The organism is Burkholderia sp. COPS (genome assembly GCF_019425585.1).
In the GTDB taxonomy this organism is placed as follows: domain Bacteria; phylum Pseudomonadota; class Gammaproteobacteria; order Burkholderiales; family Burkholderiaceae; genus Burkholderia; species Burkholderia cepacia.
The window spans coordinates 24,875-45,013 of record NZ_WIXR01000011.1; the positions used below are offsets into that span (position 1 = coordinate 24,875).

Genomic DNA, 20,139 nt, shown 5'->3' on the forward strand with positions numbered 1-20,139 from the left:
CAAAATTCAAACTAATGGTCGGTTCGCTGGCCGAAGCGCAGCCCACGCGATAACTCGCGGGTACGGTGCTGTCGGTCGCGTGCGGACTCAAAAGCTATGCGCTGTATGCGCAGTGACATCATGTTAAACCACGCTGGAACACAACAATTTGTAAGCAATCCTATTAGTATCCACGCCTTCGATCTCGGTGATTGGGGCGATGAAAATTGCTCAATCGACCTTTCTGTCATCGAAGCGACTGCCTTCGAAGCCAGATGCGTCAACGAAGCACATCGTTCGACAGAGTTGGATTCGCACATTCGTGCAGCCTCAACTAGCGACAGTGCCGCATCAGATTCTGGTGATCAAGCTTCCACAAGCGAGGTTGCACTCACCGTCTTGACTGCGAGCGCGCCCGTCACCAAGAAATTTCGTCTTTCCCCGGACGGTAAGCTGGAAAAGCAGACTGCGGCGCAAGTGTGGTCTGGAAATCTCAGCGTGCGTCGTCTTGGCAACCTTAGTGACTTCGCGGACCTACTGATCGGACTGACGCCCGATCAATGTGTCGTCTACGGTGTTGGTCCTCGCGACGAACTGCGTCTGACGACGAAGTCGTCGTGGTATGCGGCGGGCTGCCCGGAAGACTCGGTTCCTCGTACAGCCGAAGCGTTCGCGTGGCCGTCCGGTCGGGGAATCTTGATGTTGGACTATGACGCGCCGAAAGATGACTCGACGGCATTGACGGAAGACGAACTAATTGAGGCGGTACACGCCGTCTGTCCAATGCTGGCCGAATCCGATGTGCTTTGGTGGCCCAGTACCTCGTCGGAAATCTACAACGCCGAAACGGGCGAACAGTTGGTGGGCGTCAAAGGCCAGCGTCTCTACTTCATCCTGGACGATGCATCAGATATACCTCGTGCCGGAAAGTCGTTGCTGACACACCTATGGGCCGCTGGACACGGTCGCTTTGAGGTGTCTTCCGGTGGCTTTTTGCTGGAACGTGGCATGTTCGATGCCAGCGTATGGCAGACCAACCGCATCGATTTCGCCGGAGGCGCATCGTGCGACTCGCCGCTGGAACAACGTCGTGGGATTCCAGTCGTCCTTGAAAAGGCGCTTCGCACGGTTGATAGCCGTCGTGCGGTCCCTGAACCGTCGAGCGATATTGTGGCTGCCGCTGAACGCCACAAGGCCACTGCAAGGGCTGCGGTGACGGGTTTGGCGGATCGCCAGCGCGGCGAGTGGGTTCGAAGCCGAACCGAAAGCATTTCCGCGTCGCGGCCATCACTGACTTCTCGATCAGTTGCAACTATCGTCAATCTGGCCGTTGACCGTCGTCAGTTGATGGGTGACTGGCAAATCGTGGTTATCGATACCAACGGCGGTGAATCGTTTGTCACGGTGGATGCGATCCTCGACAACCCCGAGAAGTACGACAATCGTCTCACACTGGACCCGCTGGAACCGGAATACGACGGTCGCCGTGCCGTAGGCAAGATTTACTGTTCTGGGCAGCCCCGTATACACAGCTTCGCGCATGGGGGCGCGACGTTCAAGCTGTGCCGCAACTTGGTGCAGATCGAAAGAGTGGCTGGTCGGGAAGTGGAAGCGGTAGACAGTCTCTTACGAGTGATGAGGGAAAGCCCCGAAATTTTCGATTTCGGAACCGCTGTCGTGAAGGTTAACGACGGTAAGGCCGTCAGCTTGAATGAGGCAAGCCTCCGCTACTGGGCCGCTGGCGTTGTTCAGTTTTTTCACAAGAAAACAGGGGCGGACGGCCAGACCTATGAGGTATTGGAAGACCCACCGTTGTCTATCTGCAAAACGATAATGGCCCTTGGCAGCGAACGCGGTCTCAAACCTTTGCGCGCGATCATCACTTCGCCAACGCTTCGCGAAGACGGCGCTGTACTGGCGAAACCCGGATATGACCGGGATAGTGGGCTGTATCTGGACATCGATGAAGACGATGTATTCCCTGTGCCATTCGCACCGACCGAGACGCAAGCCCGCATGGCGCTCGATACCCTGTGGTTCCCGTTCAAGAACTTTCCGTTCGTGGACGACCTTGCGCGGACTGCCCATCTTGCTGCCCTGGTGACTGCGGCAGTCCGCGCATCATTGCCGACCGCACCTGCGTTTGGGTATGACGCACCGGTACAAGGTAGTGGGAAAACATTGTTGGCGCAGTGCGTAGCTGTTCTCGCGACCGGTAGTGAGCCAGTGGTTTATCCGCATATCGCCGGCAATGACGATGCTGAGATGCGGAAAAGACTGTTTTCGGCCTTGTTGGCAGGTCAGCGGGCAATCGTGTTGGACAATATCCTTGGAACCTTTGACAGTGCAGCCTTGGCAAGTTTGCTCACCAGCCAGATGTTTCAGGACCGCAAGTTGGGGAAGTCGGAAACCCCGAGTGTTCCGACGAATGCTATGGTTCTGTTGACTGGCAACAACATGATGCTGGCTGGTGATATGCCACGTCGCGTCGTGCCATGCCGGATTGATCCGCAGTCCGAGACACCGTTCGACCGGTCCTTCAGTGTGGAACCGCTTAGATACTGCTCGGTGAACCGACAGAAGATGGTTGCAGCGACCCTGACGTTGATTCGGTACTACCTGTCTGCGAAGGTGAGCCGTCCGGCCCTCGGAGAAATGGGGTCGTTTAGAAAGTGGGACGATTTTGTCCGGCAGACAATCGTCTTCATCAACCACACCATTGCACCCGGCCAGTTTGGCGATGTGATGGACCTGACGAAGAAGAATCAGGCGGAAGACCCGCAAAAAGAATCCCTGCGGAATCTCCTTCTGGCACTGCATGGTTGCTTCGGGGATCGCGTATTCACCGCGAACGAGGTGGCATCTACCTGTTTGCGGGCCACCACTTATTCGGAATCGAACGACAGCAGGTTGAATGAGGCTGTGATTGCTGTTTCGACAAGCCCGAAGATTTCAGCAACTAGCGTCGGAAAGGTGCTGTCAAATCGGAGGAATCGCCTCTGTGACGGCCTGCAACTGAAAGTGGTCAGTGACAACAAGAACGGACGCATGTGGCGCGTGGGCGGTTGAACTGACTAGTAGGAGGAGATAAAGGAGATAAAGGAGATAAAACCGGTTACTTGGAAACAGGTTTTGAAAATGTTCGTCTTTAATCAGCGGATTTTGTCTCCTTTATCTCCCCTATCTCCCTACCGGCATCCTAACGGCGGTGTCGTGCCGCAGGGCGGGGGCGCATTGAGCAACTATCCCACATGGGTATGCCGCAGACTACACAACCAAGCCCAAATGCGCGCCGTGCAAGTCGAAGTCAAGTCAACCTTGATCGTCCGCAGGCAAAGGACATTCAACCGCCATCAATCGCTTCCTCGCGACCGCAAGCTGTTCGGGCGTGAACAGATCACGCCACGGTTTCTGAAGGACAAGATATTCGACGCTCAGGCGAAGGTTTTCCCGTCCACGGAGAAAGAGTTCGGTGAATCCTTCCGATGGCTTGTTCGTTGCCAGCAGTCGGTTCGCCGTCTCCTTGCCGCCGTGTTCGCCCACCATGCGCAGAAAGTATGTCGCGTGGTATGGCGGCTTCAGTTTTCGTGCGGCGTCGTAGATGCCGCGCATTGCTTGGTCGAACTGTTCGAGTGTCTTGTCGGTCATGTTTTAGCTGATCGGGAGATCACGGGGGGGGCTGCATCGAGGCCGCCGGGCTGACTTCGAAATGCCGGACGCTAACATTCCGTCAGTATTTTTCGTCTGCCGGATCGCAACGACGTAGCGAATCGGACGGCTCAAGAGGGCTTACTCGCTGAATGTGTAACTGCAATCAAGGCATTTGTAGTTGGCAAGCACATGCGAATCCACCATCTCGCCGGCCTTTGAACCGACAACCGCACCCGTGGCAGCACCGCCTAGCGCACCCAAAATACCGCCTGCAATGCCGCCAAGCAGGGTTCCGACGACAGGCACGACCGATCCGATTGCGGCACCGGCCACCGCTCCTTCGCCTGCGCCCAGCCAGCCTCCCACTGCTCCTGCGCCCGCCCCAACCGCAGTGCCTGCTTTTTTTCCGTAATTGCGCTTGTCTATCTGCAGGCTGTTACATTTTGGGCAAGTGATAGCCATTTTTTTGGATTCTCCGTGCTTGTCCATTCGGACGTAGTAAAACTGCGGCGCTCTGCGATAGGGCGGTGTCAGTAGCTGCTACGTTTGATTATCGGCAGTATAAGGATTTTCTTTACCTGTAGCAGGATGGACAATATTTCCTGGTGTGCTGGTGAATCAGATCGAGATTCAGCTTGACCAGCATACGTGTGATATGCGATGAGTATCTGTCGGATGGGGCGATGGGTACCTAGTCAGCGTATGTAGACGGTTGTCATGCTGGCGGACCGGAACGAATCTCATTACAGCGATTTATCTCAGGACAGATGCAAGTATCTGTCCGTCTGACTATGATGTGGCTCATGTATCTTTGGAGTGAAGAGTCCTGGGATGCCTCGTCGGGACTGTAATGGTCGAGTTTGTTGTTTCCATAAATGGCTCGCGGATTGATCGGTTATGGTGGTTAAACTTCGAGTGATGGTTTTGTTATATAGCTTTAAATGGATTTAGGGGAAGGCTTGTGGAGAGTATTCGAGTAAGGAATCTGAGAAGTCTCGGTGATACGGATGCGCTTAAATTTGGGCGGATCAATGTTCTGGTTGGGCAAAATAGTTCGGGGAAAAGCACATTTATCCGAGTTTTCCCTCTTGTGAAGCAAAGTGTGCAAGTTAAGACAACGTCGGGGATTTTGTGGTTTGGGCCTTTTGTTGATTTTGGTACATTTGAGGAGGCTCTTAGTCAGGATGCGTCGGGTGAGGCAATTAGCATCGAATTTGCATTTCGTGCGCCTTTTAGAAGAATAAGGTTCAGACCTCATAGCGGTATGAAGTTTTCTAGACGCATCTTGATGCCGATGCATTTTCGGGTCTCAATTTCTCCTGATCCTGAGGTAAGTGGAAAGCATTTGTCTGGGTATGATTTCAGACTTTATGATCAAAAAATTTCATTAACTATAAATCAAGATTTAAAAATAAAATCCTTTGTCGTTAATGGTCAGGATTTCACGGCGGCTGCAGCTGGGGAGTATGCGCTATTTAGGCAATTTAATTTACTTCCAGCGGTGACGCTGAAGAGTGACTTGGAGTTGGAGAGAAGTTATTTTGACTCAAAGATATGTGCGGCGATGAGGGATTATGTTCATGGTAAAAAGGATTCTTCGGCGATATATTCGTCCTTGCGTGATCTCAGTGTAGGCTCGCCATCGGCCATCTTGGATCAATTGAAAGGGCTGTCGCTCGGAACATACTGGGCAGATCGCGTGGGTCAGTGGACTAAAGAGTCGCCGCAACTAAAGTCAATTGTGACTCTTTTGTATGCCAAGGAATTTTATAAGCTTATGGAGGCGGCCGGGGATTATATTTCGATCATTGCGGAGCGCATTCACTATGTGACGCCATTACGCGCAACGGCTGAGCGTTATTATCGGACTCAAGGGTTGGCGGTGGATGAGATTGATCCGCAAGGGCGGAATGTTGCAATGTTTTTGGCAAATCTTACCGACGAAGAGGCGAATGAATTTGCTCATTGGACTGCGAAGCATATGGGTTTTGAAGTTAGGGCAATGGCGCGTCAGGGGCATATTTCTGTCGTTATTAGCGATCCTGGAAGCAATAAAATCACTAATCTGGCCGACACTGGTTTTGGTTTTTCACAAGTTTTGCCGATTCTTGCCCAACTTTGGCAGGCGTCACGAACAAAGACTAGCGCGAACGCTCCTCATTATTTCGCGATAGAGCAACCGGAGCTCCATTTGCATCCGCGCATGCAGGCCAAGTTGGCTGATTTGCTTATCAGCGTCACAAAGGATGAGGAGGATTTGCCATCTAATCTTCGAATTGTCTTGGAGACGCATAGCGAGACGCTAATAAACAGATTTGGTCGCGCGATTGATAAAGGAGATTATAATCAAGAGGATGTGAAGATTTATTTGTTTGATAAGGTTGGCGTGTCTGGGAAAACATTGGTGCGTGAATCGAGATACGATTCCGAAGGTTATCTTGAAAATTGGCCGTATGGCTTTTTCGATCCTGCGGAGTGAGATGCCATGTTATTCTATCTCACTGAGTCTCTTGAGGCTGTTGTTCAGAAAAACCCGGGGGCGCTTCAAGATTTTGTGGAGGATTTGTTTTCGGCTCGGCGTCGAGGGCGTCACATCATTTACGCATCAGAGAAAACTCTCGACACTCTGTGGTCTATCCCAGGGCTGTCGGATCGAGCGAAGCAGACCATATCGTCGGTAAAGTCTCGTCAACGTGGAAAGCGGGCGTTGTTCAAATCAGTGCCTGGCTACATCGAGGTGGTTTCTGATGGAGACTGGCGGAAACAAGTAGTTGGTAGCCAAATTGTGGTGCGAGTTCCACTTTCGATGCTGAATAAAGATACTTTGTTCAATGATCCGGTTTTGTTGGTGGAAAATGAGAGTGATGGTCAGTTTTTTAAATTGATTGGTGAATATCTTGAGTCGAGACGATGTGTTTCAGGTGGACTTAAATTAGCCTTTGATGTTCAGGCAGCTGGCGGTAGTGAGACGCCCAAGAAGTACAAAAAGCTAAAAGACGAAAAGAGGCGATTTGTTCTGTGTGTTGTGGATAGCGATAAGGATCATCCAGGAGCAGCACTCGGAGCGAACGTTGCGGCTCCAATTTTTGAGCACGAGAGAGATTCGATATCTCCATTTTCAGATGTAAAGATTTTGGAGTGTTACTCCATCGAGAATATTGTCCCACCTTCGCTTATTCATGAGGCACAAGCGAAAAAAGGGGTCAATGTAGAAGGGGTTCGATGGTTCAAAGACGCTTCAACTCTGGCTTCAATTCCGGCGGGGGCTTATGCACCGCTCAAAGGGCCACTCAAATGCAGTATCCTAAAAGTTGCGGACTCGAAGGGTGGTTATTGGATCGAAAATATTAACTCGCTTGAAAAAAAGGATGAAGTTTGTAAGCACTGGGGTGAGTGGCATAGGTGTAAGAATACGTGCAATCTCTACGAGCCGATAGGAAAAAAGACGCTTGTAGAGGTTCTTTCGCTATTCGACGAGGATGAGGCGAAGCGCCGAGCGCAGTATGAACATAGTCTCACATCTATACCTTCTCGAATTATGAGCGAATGGAAAGAGGTCGGTGCATATATCGTTAGATGGGGGTGTGCGGGGGGGAGATTATCTCTCGCATAGAACGGGGCAGGCTCCGCGCGACGCTCGGTCGTCGCGCTACCAATCGTCAAGTAATGGTGTCCGAAATCGACCGGTTCCGGACCTCCCAATTCCAGTATGTCCGAAAAATAGCTTGTATACGTATCGGACAGGACGTACTATTCGGACTCCCATTTCGTACATGTCGAGGTGTGAATGACAAGAATCTTCGCGTACTGCCGGGTATCAACTGCCGACCAGACGACGGACAATCAAGTACAAGAAATCGAAGCAGCCGGTTTTGCAGTAGCGAAGCAGCGGGTCATTAGCGAAACGACCAGCGGGTCCGTGCCGGCGTTCGAGCGAAAGGCATTCTCCAAGCTGGTGGATCGACTGGAAGACGGTGACGTACTGATCGTCACGAAACTCGACAGGCTTGGCAGAAACGCTATGGATGTACGGGCTACCGTAGAACGACTGGCATCTATTGGCGTCCGCGTTCACTGTCTCGCCCTGGGCGGTGTAGACCTGACGAGTGCAGCCGGGAAGATGACGATGGGCGTGATTAGCGCAGTGGCAGAATTTGAACGCGATCTTCTCATCGAACGTACTCAGTCTGGTCTCCGTCGGGCAAAGGCGGAAGGCAAGGCGTTCGGGCGTCCATCTGCGCTGACTGAGGCGCAGCGCGTGACCGTCGTGGCTCAACTGAAAGCCGGTGTCGCCGTTGCGCAGATTGCGCGAGAGATGCAGACCAGTCGGCAGACCATTATGCGAGTACGGGAAGCAGTCGGTACCCAAGCAACGGTTGTCTCATAAACCTGCATCGGCAATCAACTCAGCCAACGTTATGCCGAGGGCGTTCGCCAGTCTTTTAAGCGTCAACGTGGCTGCATTGTTCGTGCCGCGTTCAACCCGACCAACATAGCTGCGATCAACGTCGGCGAGTAAGGCCAGTTGCTCTTGCGAGAGTTCTTTCGTTTCGCGTCGGCGGCGAATCGCATCGCCGAGTGCGATCAATGACGGGTCCTTGTGTTGACGGGTGCTAATTGGCATCCCGTCATCGTGTGGGGTAACATCGCCCAATTCGACGGACCATGGTCCTCTGTGCCGGCGATCTGCTCTACCTCGTGGTGGAGCGGGCTTACCGGGACGCGCCTATTCAGAAGAAACACAACCTTCGGGGAGTCTCCATATGCAAAACACCCAGAATCAACGAATCTGGAATCCCGCGACTGCTGCCAGTCTCAGCGTTCTGCTGACCCCGGCGTTCGGTAGCTATCTTCACGCGTCGAACTGGCGCACTCTCGGCCAACCGGAACGCGCTGCCGCGTCGAAGGTATGGTTTTACGTCAGCCTGCTGATCCTGGCTGCGATGGGTTTTGTTGCCATTGGCCTGGTCGGCAAGGCTGGCCCCGACAAAGACGCCGTTCGCGGTGCCGTCAATATCGGCGGACTGGTCTACTTCGTCGTCTGGTATGCCCTGTCCGGGCGCAAGCAAGTCAGCTATGTGAGGGAACAGTTCGGCAAGACCTATGCGAAGAAATCGCTGGTGAAACCCTTACTGGTCGCATTCGCATGCGTCATTGCCTATGCCGCCGCCGTCTTCGGTCTGCTGGTCGCGACGCACGGCGGTGCCGACACCAGCGGTGGGGCTACCGATCAGTCGTCGAGCGGATCGTCCTTCAGTCTTGCCAGCCTATTCGGCAGCGGCAACAAGTTGGACTGTGCAGCGCCGAACGTGAAGCAATACGTCATAGACGCGTATGGCACCGATCCGCTCATGAAGACCGGCATTCCCGATCTGGTCTGGGCCTTGCGCGATAACCGGATCAAGTTTCACGTTGATGCAATCCGGGAAACGGCGCGAAATGACGAGTCCAAGAACATCGATTGCGCGGCCAGCTTCGTGATCGATTTCCCCAAAGAAGACTTGGAACGTGCGCAGCAGCAGGACACCTTTGGCCCGGTGATGCTGGTTGGCAACCATACGCCGGTGTCGGATGCGACGTTCACTGCGGCGATCACGTATCAGGTTGCCACGCCTTCGGATGCCGCCGAACAGAAAAACGGCCCGATTGTCACGTTGACCACGGAAGAGGATCGTCGAGTCGATAAGCTGCTGAAGACCGATGCGATGTACTACGAGGTGCTATCCCTGTCCGGGGCCGATATTACAGCGAGTTCGAACAACGCGGCATCGTGGGACAAGACATTCAAGGACAACGCGATCCAGTCGTGCAGCAAGACGTTCGACCTTGACCGATGCACGTGCCGGATCAGCGAACTCGAAAAGGTTGTTCCCGAGAAGGACATGTGGCGATTCGGCTTCGCGCAGCAGGCAGGCGGCATGTTTGCGAATCGTTACGTCAACCTCAACAAGCTGGTGCAGTCCCTCGGCCAGCAGTGCCCGATGACGCAAAGCGTTGCATCGATTCTTGGCGATCAGGCCGTGGCGTCGAATGTTCCGGCAACGGCAACGCCCGCGCTGGATGGTGCACAGGCCCCGGTCAACAATACGGCACAACTGGAAACGGCACAGCCCGCACAAGCCTCAGTCGTCGCATCGTTCGACTGCACCAAGGCTGCTTCGAAGATCGAGAAGCTGATCTGTTCCAGCGCGGAAACCGCGACGGCAGATAAGCAACTTGCCGACGTCTACCGCACGGCAATAGCGAAATCGAGCGATCCGGCAGCACTGAAGCAACAGCAAAGGGACTGGTTGAAGGAACGCAACGCCTGTGACGATGCGGCCTGCTTGGTGCGCGTGACGGACGCACGAATCCAAGCCCTGTCCGCGCTGTGATGATTTTCGACAACGACTACACGAGGGGAATGCAATGAAGCGATTGATTATTGGTCTGTTGCTGGCTGCTGGAATGACAGCAGCGGACGCACATGTCATCGGCACCATCAAGGATGGTGGCGAACGCATTACGCTGACGGACAAACGTTCGTGTAACGGCTGCGAATTTGAAGCCAGCACGACCGAGAAGGGCGTGAATGCAAGCTGGAACTACACTGACATCGACGGCATCATTGAAGTTGACGAATCGGACGGGGCCAGCCCCGCGACGACGCGGAAGTACACCATCGGCAAGGATGTGCGCCTGACTGCGTTCGGGAAAAAGTTCATGGGACCGGCCAACGACTAGTCTCACGACGCGGCCATCGCGGGACGACGGCACGCCGAATGGCGAATTGCTGCATTCGCGGCGGGACTGGGGTAGCGTGACCGGTCGGCTGCACCGCTTTTTCACCCCGCTGGCGGTGCACTGTTTTCGGCGACTTTCGGGATATGATCGTTGGAAACAGTGCTAACAAGACCAAAATCGGGGTCGGTCCATGCAAACTCAGAAATACGCCGTCAATCAGTATCTCATCGAGAGTGTTCTCGCCAAGGTTCGTGAGAATGAAATCGCGATCCCGGAAATACAGCGCCCATTCGTCTGGGATAGTAGTCAGGTTCGCGATTTGCTGGATTCGCTCTATCAGGGGTACCCCGTCGGATACTTGATCGCGTGGCGGAATCCTGACGTTCAGTTGAAGGACGGCACTACCGCATCGGGAAAGATGATACTGATTGACGGCCAGCAGCGGGTTACGGCGCTGACGGCAGCGATCATTGGGCAACAGGTCATCAATAAGGATTACCGCAAGGTAAGGATTTCGATTGCGTTTAATCCGCTCGAAGAGCGTTTTGAGGTTACGAACCCCGCGATCACCAAAGACGCCGTATGGATTTCGGACATCTCGCCGTTGGTCAGTGGGCAGGTGGGGTTGATTAAAGCGCATCGGCAATACATGGATGCGAACCCGAGTGCCGATCCAGACGTGGTGGAAGAGAACTTGGCAAAGTTGACGGCGATTGCGAAGAAGCAGATCGGTCTCGTCGAACTTGCGCACGACCTCGACATCGAAACCGTCACCGAGATTTTCATCCGCATCAACTCAAAGGGCACGGTGCTGTCGCAAGCGGATTTCGTCATGTCAAAGATCGCGGCTGATCAGAAATACGGTGGTCAGCAGTTGCGGAAGTGCATCGATTACTTCTGCCACATGGCGATTGCGCCTGAGTTCTACTCCCAGATCAAGGAAGCTGACACGGAATTCGTGGAGACCCCGTACTTCCAGAAGATGGCGTGGTTACGGAATGAGAATGGCAATCTCTACGATCCATCCTACAACGATCTGTTACGTGTGGCTTTCACCAAAGAGTTCGGCCGTGGCAAGCTGCCTGACCTTGTGAGTCTATTGTCGGGACGCAATTTCGAGACCAAAGACTATGAGGAAACCATTGCGGAGGCTTCATTTGCGAAGCTGACGGGCGGGGTGCTGGACTTCATCAACGAATCGAATTTCAACCGGTTCGTGATGGTTATCAAGTCGGCGGGCTTCATCGACGGCAGCATGATCCGCACGCGTGGGGCGCTGAATTTCGCGTATATCGTGTATCTGCGACTTCGGGCTAGTGGGGTTCAGGACGGTAAGATCGAGTCCCTGGTACGTCGTTGGTTCGTTATGTCGATCCTGACGGGGAGGTATTCCGGGTCGTCAGAGACTCAGTTCGACAAGGACATCCGCCAGATTGCAACCGGTGACTTTGCAGAAATTCTTGGGAAGATCGAGCAAGCAGAACTCTCTCCCGCATTCTGGGACTTCGGACTGACTCAGCAGTTGGAAACATCGGGGACTACCAGCCCCTATTTCTGGGTCTTCGTTGCTGCGCAAGTTCGCGCCAATGACAAGGGGTTGCTGTCGCGCGACATCACGGTCAGGGAGTTGGTTAGCCATCTGGGCGATATCCACCACATCTTCCCGCGTGATCTTCTGAAGAAGGCTGGGTTGTCACGGAGTCAGTACAACCAGATCGCTAACTATGCCTACACGCAAGAAGAGACCAACATCAAGATCGGCAACAAGGCACCATCGACGTACTTTGACCACGTATTGAATCAGTGCAACGGCGGACAGGTGAAATACGGTGCGATCACTGATATTGCAACGTTGCATGCGAACCTGGCCGCGAACTGCGTGCCTGATTCTGTTTTCCAGATGGGTGAAGACTGCTTTGACGAGTTCCTGAAGGCGCGGCGGCAGCTCATGGCCTCGAAGATTCGGCGCTACTACGAGGGACTTTAACTCGACCCGTAGTCGATACGTCGATTGCGAGCGGTCACGCAATCATCGGACACTGTTGGAGTGCAACGCGTATGGAAAAGCAGCTATTTGGATCGATTGAGACGCGTCAGGGGAAGGCATTCGCAATGATGTGCTGCGATGAAGATCGCCCAGACGAAATCATGCTCCACTGGTGGGGTGTTCCGGAGACGCATGCGGTTGCCGTACTCGGCAGGCGAGTAGCACAAAGGGGAAATGTTTCTGAGTTTCAGGCAGCGAAACTTTTCACCCTCAACCAACACGGTAACGTATTTGAACCGCCTGTTGGTGAGCGTGCGCAGCGATTGATGTTGTCCACGCGAGCCATGCTCAAGGCGACTCGCAGTGGAATGAGCGGAACCTGGTTGGATGCAGATGGACCTGGTGGAAAAATCTCGTTAAAGCCATTGCCGTCACGCGGAGGTTTAGCGGACGTTCATCAGTGTGCGTCATGGAATGAATTTAAGCAGTGGGCCGGTCGCGTCCGCACTGAGGGAGCGGTGGCGTTCCGGGGGCATGGTTCGCATGCATTCAGATTGGAGACGAGTCTCTATCGTGCGGGTCGAACCCAGCTTGGGCGATATTGCGCGGAAACGCTGCCTCTCTTTCATTCACATGTCGAAGCGGTAACGAACCGTAGACTGAACCCCGGAGATTCTGCTGACTATTCGACACTGCTTGGATTGGCACAGCATCACGGGCTTCCCACTCCGTTGCTTGACTGGACTGATTCGCCATACATCGCGGCGTTCTTTGCATTTTCGGATGCGTTGGAGAACAGGTCTTCCCGACCGAACGCTACGCGCGTGCGGGTCTACGGACTAACGCGGTCATTTGTCGAACGGTTCAGTCCACCGATAGTGACAGTTCCCTTCTTGGAACCATATGTCTGCTTCTTGCAGGTCTCCCCGCGCGACAATCCACGGCTATATGCGCAGCAGGGACGCTTTCTAGCTTCCAACGTTGGCAACATCGAACAGTTTATCTGCAATATTGAGCGCCACTACGAAGCTCGATACCTGATGGCAGCAGAGGTTCCCGTATCGTTTGCAAGTGAGGCACTCGAAGACTTGGCTTTCATGGGTCTCACCGCAGCTAGCTTATTCCCCGGTCTCGACGGCGTATGTCGGATGATGCGCCATGCCATGGTGTTCCGGCGCGAAGCGTTGCCGACACCGGCGAGACCCAGTGAAGGCAAAGAGATGGCGGACGCAGAAAAGTCCGAGTAGGGGGGATGCCAGTGTTCAATGTGCTGATCGATGCGGGTGTGTGGCTTGATGGGCGCTTGGTGAGAATGGGATCAGTTGGAAACATAGGTCGAACGGGGATTTTGCGCGTGGCGCCTTATCAGTAAAATCATGCGAAATTCAGGCAAACAACCGAGGGCAGCCATGTCGATTTGCTTTGTGATTCAGCCGTTCACTGACATCTACAACAAGCGATTCGACGACCTGTACAAACCCGCCATCGAGGCTGCGGGGATGACAGCCTATCGGGTCGATCAGGATTCGTCCGCGACGGTGCTGGTCGAGGCAATTGAGAAAAACATCAAGCGTGCGGCGGTGTGTCTTGCGGACATCACGGAAGACAATCCGAACGTTTGGTACGAACTCGGGTTCGCGTACGCAGCCGGACGCCCCGTTGTGATGGCCTGCTCGGACGATCGGCAGAAGGCTGGGAAGCGGTTCCCGTTTGATATCCAGCATCGAGCCATCGTCACCTACAAAACAGAATCCTCACGCGACTTTCAGGTGTTCAAGAACAATTTGACTGAGCGTCTGAAAGCCATGCTGGAGCAAGGGGAGGTTTTGGAAGAGATGGCGGAACAGTCGAATGTGGCTAGCATCGATGGGCTGTCATCTCAGGAGCTAACGGTGCTCGGAGTGATTGCCAGTAGCGTCTTTCGCGACGATGGTGCGACGCCGTTGTGGGAGGTAAAAAACGACTGCGAACGTGCGGGGTTGAACAACCTTGGGTTCAATCTTGGTCTCAGACGGTTGAAAGGCAAAGAATTCGTAGAGATAAAAGAGATGAGCGATGGCAGCAGCTACGACACCTACGATGGCGTTTGCGTGACCGAAAATGGCTGGCAGTGGATTGAGGTGAATGAGGGTAAATTTGCCTTCCACTCGACAGGGAAGAAGGCTGAAGACACAAACCTCGACGATAGCATTCCGTTTTGACCAGTTCCCCTTCTTCTCTGACAAAGGAGAACTGGTGACACCGTGCTACGCTTGCACCGCGCTGATTGACACCGACTGCCGTAAATGCCCGCACCGGGAACTGGCAACGTTCAACGGTGACTTGCTGCTGAGCACTCATGCGGCATTGATAGGGTGGGAGAGTTCGACGTACAGGTGTCGGGAATGCGGAACAGTGCTGATTCGACCGAACTACAGGCACTCGCCGAACGAGACATGGCGTTATTGCGACTTGCCGATAGATAACTGACATCCGGTATCGGTGCGTTAGCAGTGAGCCGAATTCCTTTATCCGGCACTTGTGGGTACCTGATGAATTGGTTGCCTTACGAACTCTTCTAGCCCAACTTCCGGGCCAAATCGGTCGCGGACGGGTGGTAGTACCGCTTCAACATTGCCAAGCTGCGATGACCGGAGACAGCCGCCAGTTCGATGACATTCGGCAGCTTTTGCGCCATTCGCGTGATGGCCGTATGCCTTAGGTCGTGCCAGTGAAAGTCGGTGATCCTTGCTCGTACGCAAGCTTTCCGGAACGCTGCATGCAACGTGAGTCCTTTGACAGGAATGACCCGGCCATCGATGGATCGTGGTAGCGCCGTCAACGTGGCGATAGCCTTCTTAGACAGTGGGACGGTTCGTGCTGTCCCATTCTTGGTCATCGGCAAATGCGCAGTCTGGGCTTCGAGATTGACGTTCGACCACCGAAGTTCGACCAGTTCGCCGCGTCGCATACCGGTCTCCAAGCTCAGGATAGTTGCCGGAAGCAGCCATACATTGATGCGGCCAGTCGGAACCAGTTCGGCAAGAAGCCGTGTTTCCTCGTCGGCGGACAGCACTCGATCCCTGCCTTGGGGAGTGGACGGTTTGCGGATCAGGGCGATGGGATTCGTAATGTTGATGTCCCATTCACGACGAGCGTGGTTGATGATGGCCGACAGGAACGCCAGTTCACGAATCACGGTCGCAGGCTTCACCTGTTTGAGTCGTTCATCCCGGTAAGCTGCGACAGCCTTCGGCGTCAATGCCGCCATGCTGAGTTTTGCCAACGTGTTGCGGCAGGTGGCGCGAAGCCGAATGATTGCGTCAGCGCCACTACGTTGTGTCGGGCATACGTCGTCGATGTAGCGGTTGATGATGTCTTCGAGGGTGTTTGCTTCTGCCTCGCTACGACTGACGAAGCTTCCGCGATCCATCTCAATTTCGACAGATCGCGCCCATCGTTCCGCATCTGCGCGAGTGCTGAATGTTTTTGCTTCGTCGGCGAATCCTCTACGCCGAACACGTACTTGCCATTTCCCGTCTCGTTGGCGAATTGAGGCCATTCCAGTCTCCTGTGGGACAGGAGTGGGACAAGACCGATTTTTTGTGTGCCAGCAGTCAGGTTCGGGGCGATTTCGTCAGACGATGACGACGCCGGGTGGCCGGTATGGCATTGAAGGAAAGGCTTGTAAATCAATCGCTTACATCTTCCGCCTTCCAGTCTCCCGACTTCCCGCCGCGTTTCTCGCGCACGCTCACGTCGGTGATCACCATCCCGCGATCGACCGCCTTGCACATGTCGTAGACGGTCAGCAACCCGACCTGCACGGCGGTCAGCGCTTCCATCTCGACGCCGGTCCGGCCGAACGTCTCGACCTGCGCGACGCAGTGGACGCCCGGCAGCGTGTCGTCGAGCTCGAAATCGACGGCCACGCGCGTCAGCGCGAGCGGATGGCACAGCGGGATGAGGTCGGCCGTGCGCTTGGCGCCCTGGATGGCGGCGATGCGCGCGACGCCGAGCACGTCGCCCTTCTTGGCCTTGCCGTCGCGGATCAGCGCGAACGTGGCCGGCAGCATCCGGATCGTGCCGCGCGCGATCGCGATGCGTTGGGTTTCCTGCTTGCCGCCGACGTCGACCATGTGCGCATGGCCGGCGGCGTCGAAATGGGTGAGTCCTGACATGTCATGCTCCAGTGGAACGGCGTGCTTGCACGAGCACGTCCGTCGATCCTGCTTCGCGATCGGGCAGCGCGCGGCATCCGAAACCGGCTCCCCGACCCGATGCAACGCTTCAACGGGCGCTTATCATAGCAGCGGCGTTCGCGTCGCCGGAGCGCAGATGGCGCCGGCGCGGCACGGGACAGTCATCGCGGCGCCGGTACAATGGCCCGAATATTCAGACCAAACGCCGCGATGCGCGCCCGGCGCGCGGGACGGCGTCGTTTTTATCCTGCCATGCGTGTCAAACAGTTGCTTGCCGTGTCGTTGTCGGTGGCGCTCGCATTGCCGCCGAGCGGCCATGCGCAGCGTGCCTCCGCACCGCCGCTCGAAGCGGCGGTCGACGGCGCCCGGTCGATTTCCACCGTGCCGTCCGGCATCGCGGCCGGCGTATTCGGTACGTACGGCGGCGCGGAGAGCCGGTTCTCCGACGCGGGCGGCGCATCGGCACCGGCCGCGAGCCTGCGCGCGCCGCTGCGCGCGCTCGAGCTGCCCGACCTGGGCGACGGCTCCGGCGGTTCGCTGACGCCACAGGCCGAGCGCCGGCTCGGCGAGCGGGTGATGCGCGAAGTGCGGCGCGATCCCGACTACCTCGACGACTGGCTCGTGCGCGACTACCTGAATGCGATGGCGGCGCGGCTCGCGGCCGCGGCGGCCGCGCGCTTCATCGGCGGCTACACGCCGGACTTCGACCTGTTCCCGGTGCGCGATCCGCAGATCAACGCGTTCTCGATGCCGGGCGGCTTCATCGGGATCAACAGCGGGCTCGTCGTCACGACGCAGACGGAGTCGGAACTCGCGTCGGTGGTCGGCCACGAGATGGGCCACGTGCTGCAGCGGCACATCGCGCGGATGATCGGCGCGAACGAGAAGACCGGCTATACGGCGCTCGCGACGATGCTGCTCGGCGTGCTGGCCGGCGTGCTCGCGAGAAGCGGCGACCTCGGCAGCGCAATCGCGGTGGGCGGGCAGGCGTACGCGGTGGACAACCAGCTGCGCTTCTCGCGTTCGGCCGAGCGGGAGGCCGATCGCGTCGGCTTCCAGTTGCTCGCGGGCGCGGGCTACGACCCGTACGGGATGCCGGGTTTCTTCGAGCGGCTCGATCGCGCGTCGATGGGTGATGCGGGCGTGCCCGCGTATGCGCGTACGCACCCGCTGACCGGCGAGCGGATCGCCGACATGGAGGATCGCGCGCGCCGCGCGCCGTACCGGCAGCCGCGCCAGTCGCCCGAATACGGGTTCGTGCGCGCGCGGCTGCGGGTCCTGCAGAACCGCGTGCCGACCGACATCGCGGCCGAAGCGCGCCGGATGCAGTCCGAGATCGACGATCGCACGGCGCCGAACGTCGCGGCGAACTGGTACGGCATCGCGCTCGCGAACGCGCAGCTCGGCGAGTACGACGCGGCCGGCAAGGCGCTCGCGTCGGCACGCACTGAGTTCGACGCGCGCGAGCGGCGCGAGGACGATCCGGCGACGAGTTCGCCGAGCCTCGACGTGCTGGCCGCCGACATCGCGCGCCGTGCGGGGCGCACCGACGAAGCGGTGCGGCTCGCGGCGCTCGCGCAGCGGCGCTGGCCGGCGTCGCACGCGGCGATCGTCGGGCATCTTCAGGCACTGATCGCGGCGCGCCGTTTCGCCGACGCGCAGGCGCAGGCACGCGCGCAGGCGAAGGCCGACCCCGAGCAGCCGGACTGGTGGGACTATCTCGCGAAGGCGAGCGACGGCAAGGGCGACGTGCTGGCGCGGCGCCGCGCGCTCGCGGAGAAGCTTGCGCTCGACGGCGCGTGGCCGTCTGCGATTCGTCAGTTGAAGGAAGCGCGCGACGCGAAAGATGTCTCGTTCTACGAGCAGTCGATGATCGGCGCGCGGCTGCTGGAATTCGAGGCGCGCTACAAGGAAGAGCGCGACGACGAGAAGAACGGCCGCGGTTAGCGTCCGGCGCGCGCCGGGTGCGCGCGCAGCCGCTGCGGGTCAGGCGTCGCCGCCGGCCGCGTCGCGGGCCTGTCGTGCCGGGCTGGCGACGTAACCGAACCGCGCAGGCACGTCCGCGCAGACGATGCTGCCGAGCGGCAGCGTGCGGTCGTCGCGCCAGCGCAGTACCGGCGGTGCGGCGTCGAAATCCGCGTGATCGGCGAACAGCCCGAGATCGTGGTCGTGCAGCGCCGCGATGCGCGGCGCCGTGCCGGCCGAGCGAAACAGCACGCCGCCCGCGTCGTCGAGCCAGGCTTCGTCCGGTTCGAACGGCGTACCGGTCTGGTCGGTGAGCGCGAGTTGCCCGTCGTGTTCGGCCAGGCGGACGACCCACGGCGTATAGGCAAGCTCGACGTACACGCGCTGCGGTCCGTTCTGGAAGAACCACTGGCCCTGCGCGTCGCATTCGTAGTTGCGGCCGATGAACGCGTTCAGCGCCGCATGCCGGATCGGCGAGCCGAGCTCGCCGGCCGCCTGGGCCGCGTCGTCGCGCAGCCGCCATTCGCCGCGCCGGTCGAGCAGCAGCCAGCCGGTGCAGTGCGGCACGTTCGGCCATTTGGCGAGGGCCTGCCTGACGATGTCATCCATGGTCGACGAATTTGGAGCAATAGCCGAACACCCGCGCCGACAGCCAGTCGAGACGGCCGGGGAACGGCCCGGTCATGAATCCCGCGTGACCGCCGTCCGCGGGCTGGTCGAGCTCGACGGCCGGCGATACGTCGGCCGGGCCCGGCAGCGCGGATTCGGGCAGGAACGGGTCGTTGCGGGCGTTGAGGATCAGCGTCGGCACGTCGATCTCCGGCAGCAGCGGCCGGGTCGTCGCCTTCGTCCAGTAGTCGTCCGCGTTCGCGAAACCGTGCAGCGGGGCGGTCACGACCTCGTCGAAGTCGCGCATCGTCACGGCCTGCAGCATCGCTTCACGGTCGAACAACCCCGGATACTGGTCGAGCTTCGCGAGTGCCTTGCGCTTGAGCGTCTTCAGGAAGCTGCGCGTGTAGACCATCGCGAAGCCTTGCGACAGCGCGCGCCCGCCCGCATGCACGTCGATCGGCGTCGAGATCGCGGCGGCGGCCCGCAGGATCGACGTGTCGCTGCGATGCTCGCCGAGCCAGCGCAGCAGCACGTTGCCGCCGAGCGACACGCCGGCCGCCACCAGCGGCCCGCGATGCTGCGTGGCGAGCCGGCGCAGGATCCAGTCGACTTCGGCGCTGTCGGCGAGATGGTAGAAGCGCGGCTGGCGGTTGATCTCGCCGCTGCAACTGCGAAAGTGCGGGACGACCGCGTGCCAGCCCTTCGCGCGCGCGGCGGCCATCATCGCGAGCGCGTAGTGCGAGCCCGAGCTGCCTTCGAGGCCGTGGAACAGCACGAACAGCGGCGCATCGGGCGGCGGCGCCGCGCTGTCGAGATGCGCGACCCAGTCGAGATCGATGAAATCGTGGTCGGGGGTTTCCCATCGCTCTCGTCGGTAAGCGACGGCCGGGCGCCGTGCGAACAGCGCGGGCACGATGGTCTGGGCATGGCTGTTCGGCAGCCAGCGCGGTGCGCGATAGCGCGATGAATCGTCGTTGGGGGCCGGGGCCCCGGTCAGCGGCGAGGTGGGCGGAGAAGCCGTACTCATGATCGCCCCGCTAA

General features: G+C 57.5%; 17 protein-coding genes. 10 read left to right on the forward strand and 7 right to left on the reverse strand.

Translation table 11 applies throughout. The features are described from left to right. The first annotated feature begins 120 nt into the window (after positions 1–120). Positions 121–3,048 (forward strand): hypothetical protein, encoded by a 2,928-nt coding sequence (locus tag FOZ70_RS09280; protein WP_219705627.1) that lies wholly within the window; start codon positions 121–123, stop codon positions 3,046–3,048. 243 nt (positions 3,049–3,291) lie between these two features. Here FOZ70_RS09280 and FOZ70_RS09285 read toward each other — a convergent pair whose 3' ends face one another. Together FOZ70_RS09285 and FOZ70_RS09290 are read right to left on the reverse strand one after the other, a co-directional pair. Beyond that, the gene (locus FOZ70_RS09285) at positions 3,292–3,627 is read right to left on the reverse strand and encodes a hypothetical protein (protein WP_219705629.1); all 336 of its coding nucleotides are present in this window, start codon (positions 3,625–3,627) and stop codon (positions 3,292–3,294) included. A 141-nt stretch (positions 3,628–3,768) separates the two neighbouring features. Continuing rightward, positions 3,769–4,119, reverse strand: a complete 351-nt coding sequence (locus FOZ70_RS09290; RefSeq protein WP_219705631.1) for a hypothetical protein — start codon at positions 4,117–4,119, stop codon at positions 3,769–3,771. Between the two features lie 472 nt (positions 4,120–4,591). Here FOZ70_RS09290 and FOZ70_RS38520 point away from each other — a divergent pair, with 472 nt between their 5' ends. From FOZ70_RS38520 to FOZ70_RS09305, 3 genes are all read left to right on the forward strand, one after another. Next, on the forward strand, positions 4,592–6,109 hold the full coding sequence (locus FOZ70_RS38520) for an AAA family ATPase (RefSeq protein ID WP_219705633.1): 1,518 nt from the start codon (positions 4,592–4,594) through the stop codon (positions 6,107–6,109). Between the two features lie 6 nt (positions 6,110–6,115). Then, entirely contained in the window at positions 6,116–7,243 is a 1,128-nt protein-coding gene (locus tag FOZ70_RS09300) for a hypothetical protein (protein WP_219705635.1), read from the forward strand. A 174-nt stretch (positions 7,244–7,417) separates the two neighbouring features. After that, a complete protein-coding gene (locus tag FOZ70_RS09305) occupies positions 7,418–8,017 on the forward strand; it encodes a recombinase family protein (RefSeq protein WP_219705637.1) in 600 nt (199 codons plus the stop codon). On the opposite strand, the gene FOZ70_RS09310 is transcribed toward FOZ70_RS09305, so the two are convergent. Then, positions 8,012–8,254, reverse strand: a complete 243-nt coding sequence (locus FOZ70_RS09310) for a helix-turn-helix transcriptional regulator (RefSeq protein WP_219705639.1) — start codon at positions 8,252–8,254, stop codon at positions 8,012–8,014. The two genes, FOZ70_RS09305 and FOZ70_RS09310, sit on opposite strands and share 6 nt — an antisense overlap. Before the next feature lie 139 nt (positions 8,255–8,393). On the opposite strand from FOZ70_RS09310, the gene FOZ70_RS09315 reads away from it, so the two are divergent. The 5 genes from FOZ70_RS09315 to FOZ70_RS09335 all read left to right on the forward strand — a co-directional run bounded on the left by FOZ70_RS09315 (position 8,394) and on the right by FOZ70_RS09335 (position 14,541). Then, positions 8,394–10,004 carry a lysozyme inhibitor LprI family protein gene (locus FOZ70_RS09315; RefSeq protein WP_219705641.1) on the forward strand — a complete coding sequence of 537 codons (1,611 nt, stop codon included), beginning with the start codon at positions 8,394–8,396 and terminating at the stop codon, positions 10,002–10,004. Positions 10,005–10,038: 34 nt separating this feature from the next. After that, a complete protein-coding gene (locus FOZ70_RS09320) occupies positions 10,039–10,353 on the forward strand; it encodes a hypothetical protein (protein WP_219705643.1) in 315 nt (104 codons plus the stop codon). A 190-nt stretch (positions 10,354–10,543) separates the two neighbouring features. Beyond that, on the forward strand, positions 10,544–12,340 hold the full coding sequence (locus FOZ70_RS09325) for a DUF262 domain-containing protein (RefSeq protein ID WP_219705645.1): 1,797 nt from the start codon (positions 10,544–10,546) through the stop codon (positions 12,338–12,340). 71 nt (positions 12,341–12,411) lie between these two features. After that, positions 12,412–13,587: an FRG domain-containing protein gene (locus FOZ70_RS09330; RefSeq protein ID WP_219705647.1), complete on the forward strand. Its 1,176-nt coding sequence runs from the start codon at positions 12,412–12,414 to the stop codon at positions 13,585–13,587. 162 nt (positions 13,588–13,749) lie between these two features. Then, positions 13,750–14,541: a nucleoside 2-deoxyribosyltransferase gene (locus FOZ70_RS09335; RefSeq protein WP_219705648.1), complete on the forward strand. Its 792-nt coding sequence runs from the start codon at positions 13,750–13,752 to the stop codon at positions 14,539–14,541. A 356-nt stretch (positions 14,542–14,897) separates the two neighbouring features. On the opposite strand, the gene FOZ70_RS09340 is transcribed toward FOZ70_RS09335, so the two are convergent. Then, positions 14,898–15,881: a site-specific integrase gene (locus FOZ70_RS09340; RefSeq protein WP_219705650.1), complete on the reverse strand. Its 984-nt coding sequence runs from the start codon at positions 15,879–15,881 to the stop codon at positions 14,898–14,900. Positions 15,882–16,011: 130 nt separating this feature from the next. Further along, complete coding sequence (gene moaC / locus FOZ70_RS09345) at positions 16,012–16,500, reverse strand: cyclic pyranopterin monophosphate synthase MoaC (RefSeq protein ID WP_219705652.1); 489 nt, start codon at positions 16,498–16,500, stop codon at positions 16,012–16,014. Positions 16,501–16,773: 273 nt separating this feature from the next. Here moaC and FOZ70_RS09350 point away from each other — a divergent pair, with 273 nt between their 5' ends. Continuing rightward, positions 16,774–18,468 (forward strand): M48 family metalloprotease, encoded by a 1,695-nt coding sequence (locus FOZ70_RS09350; protein ID WP_219705654.1) that lies wholly within the window; start codon positions 16,774–16,776, stop codon positions 18,466–18,468. A gap of 39 nt (positions 18,469–18,507) precedes the next feature. Here the strand turns inward: FOZ70_RS09350 and FOZ70_RS09355 are convergent, their stop codons facing one another. Both FOZ70_RS09355 and FOZ70_RS09360 read right to left on the reverse strand, forming a co-directional pair. Continuing rightward, positions 18,508–19,095, reverse strand: coding sequence for a DUF2946 family protein (locus FOZ70_RS09355; protein ID WP_059649788.1), 588 nt, complete (start codon positions 19,093–19,095; stop codon positions 18,508–18,510). Further along, entirely contained in the window at positions 19,088–20,125 is a 1,038-nt protein-coding gene (locus tag FOZ70_RS09360) for a hydrolase (RefSeq protein ID WP_021163738.1), read from the reverse strand. The genes FOZ70_RS09355 and FOZ70_RS09360 overlap by 8 nt, the downstream gene beginning before the upstream one ends. Positions 20,126–20,139 lie beyond the last annotated feature (14 nt).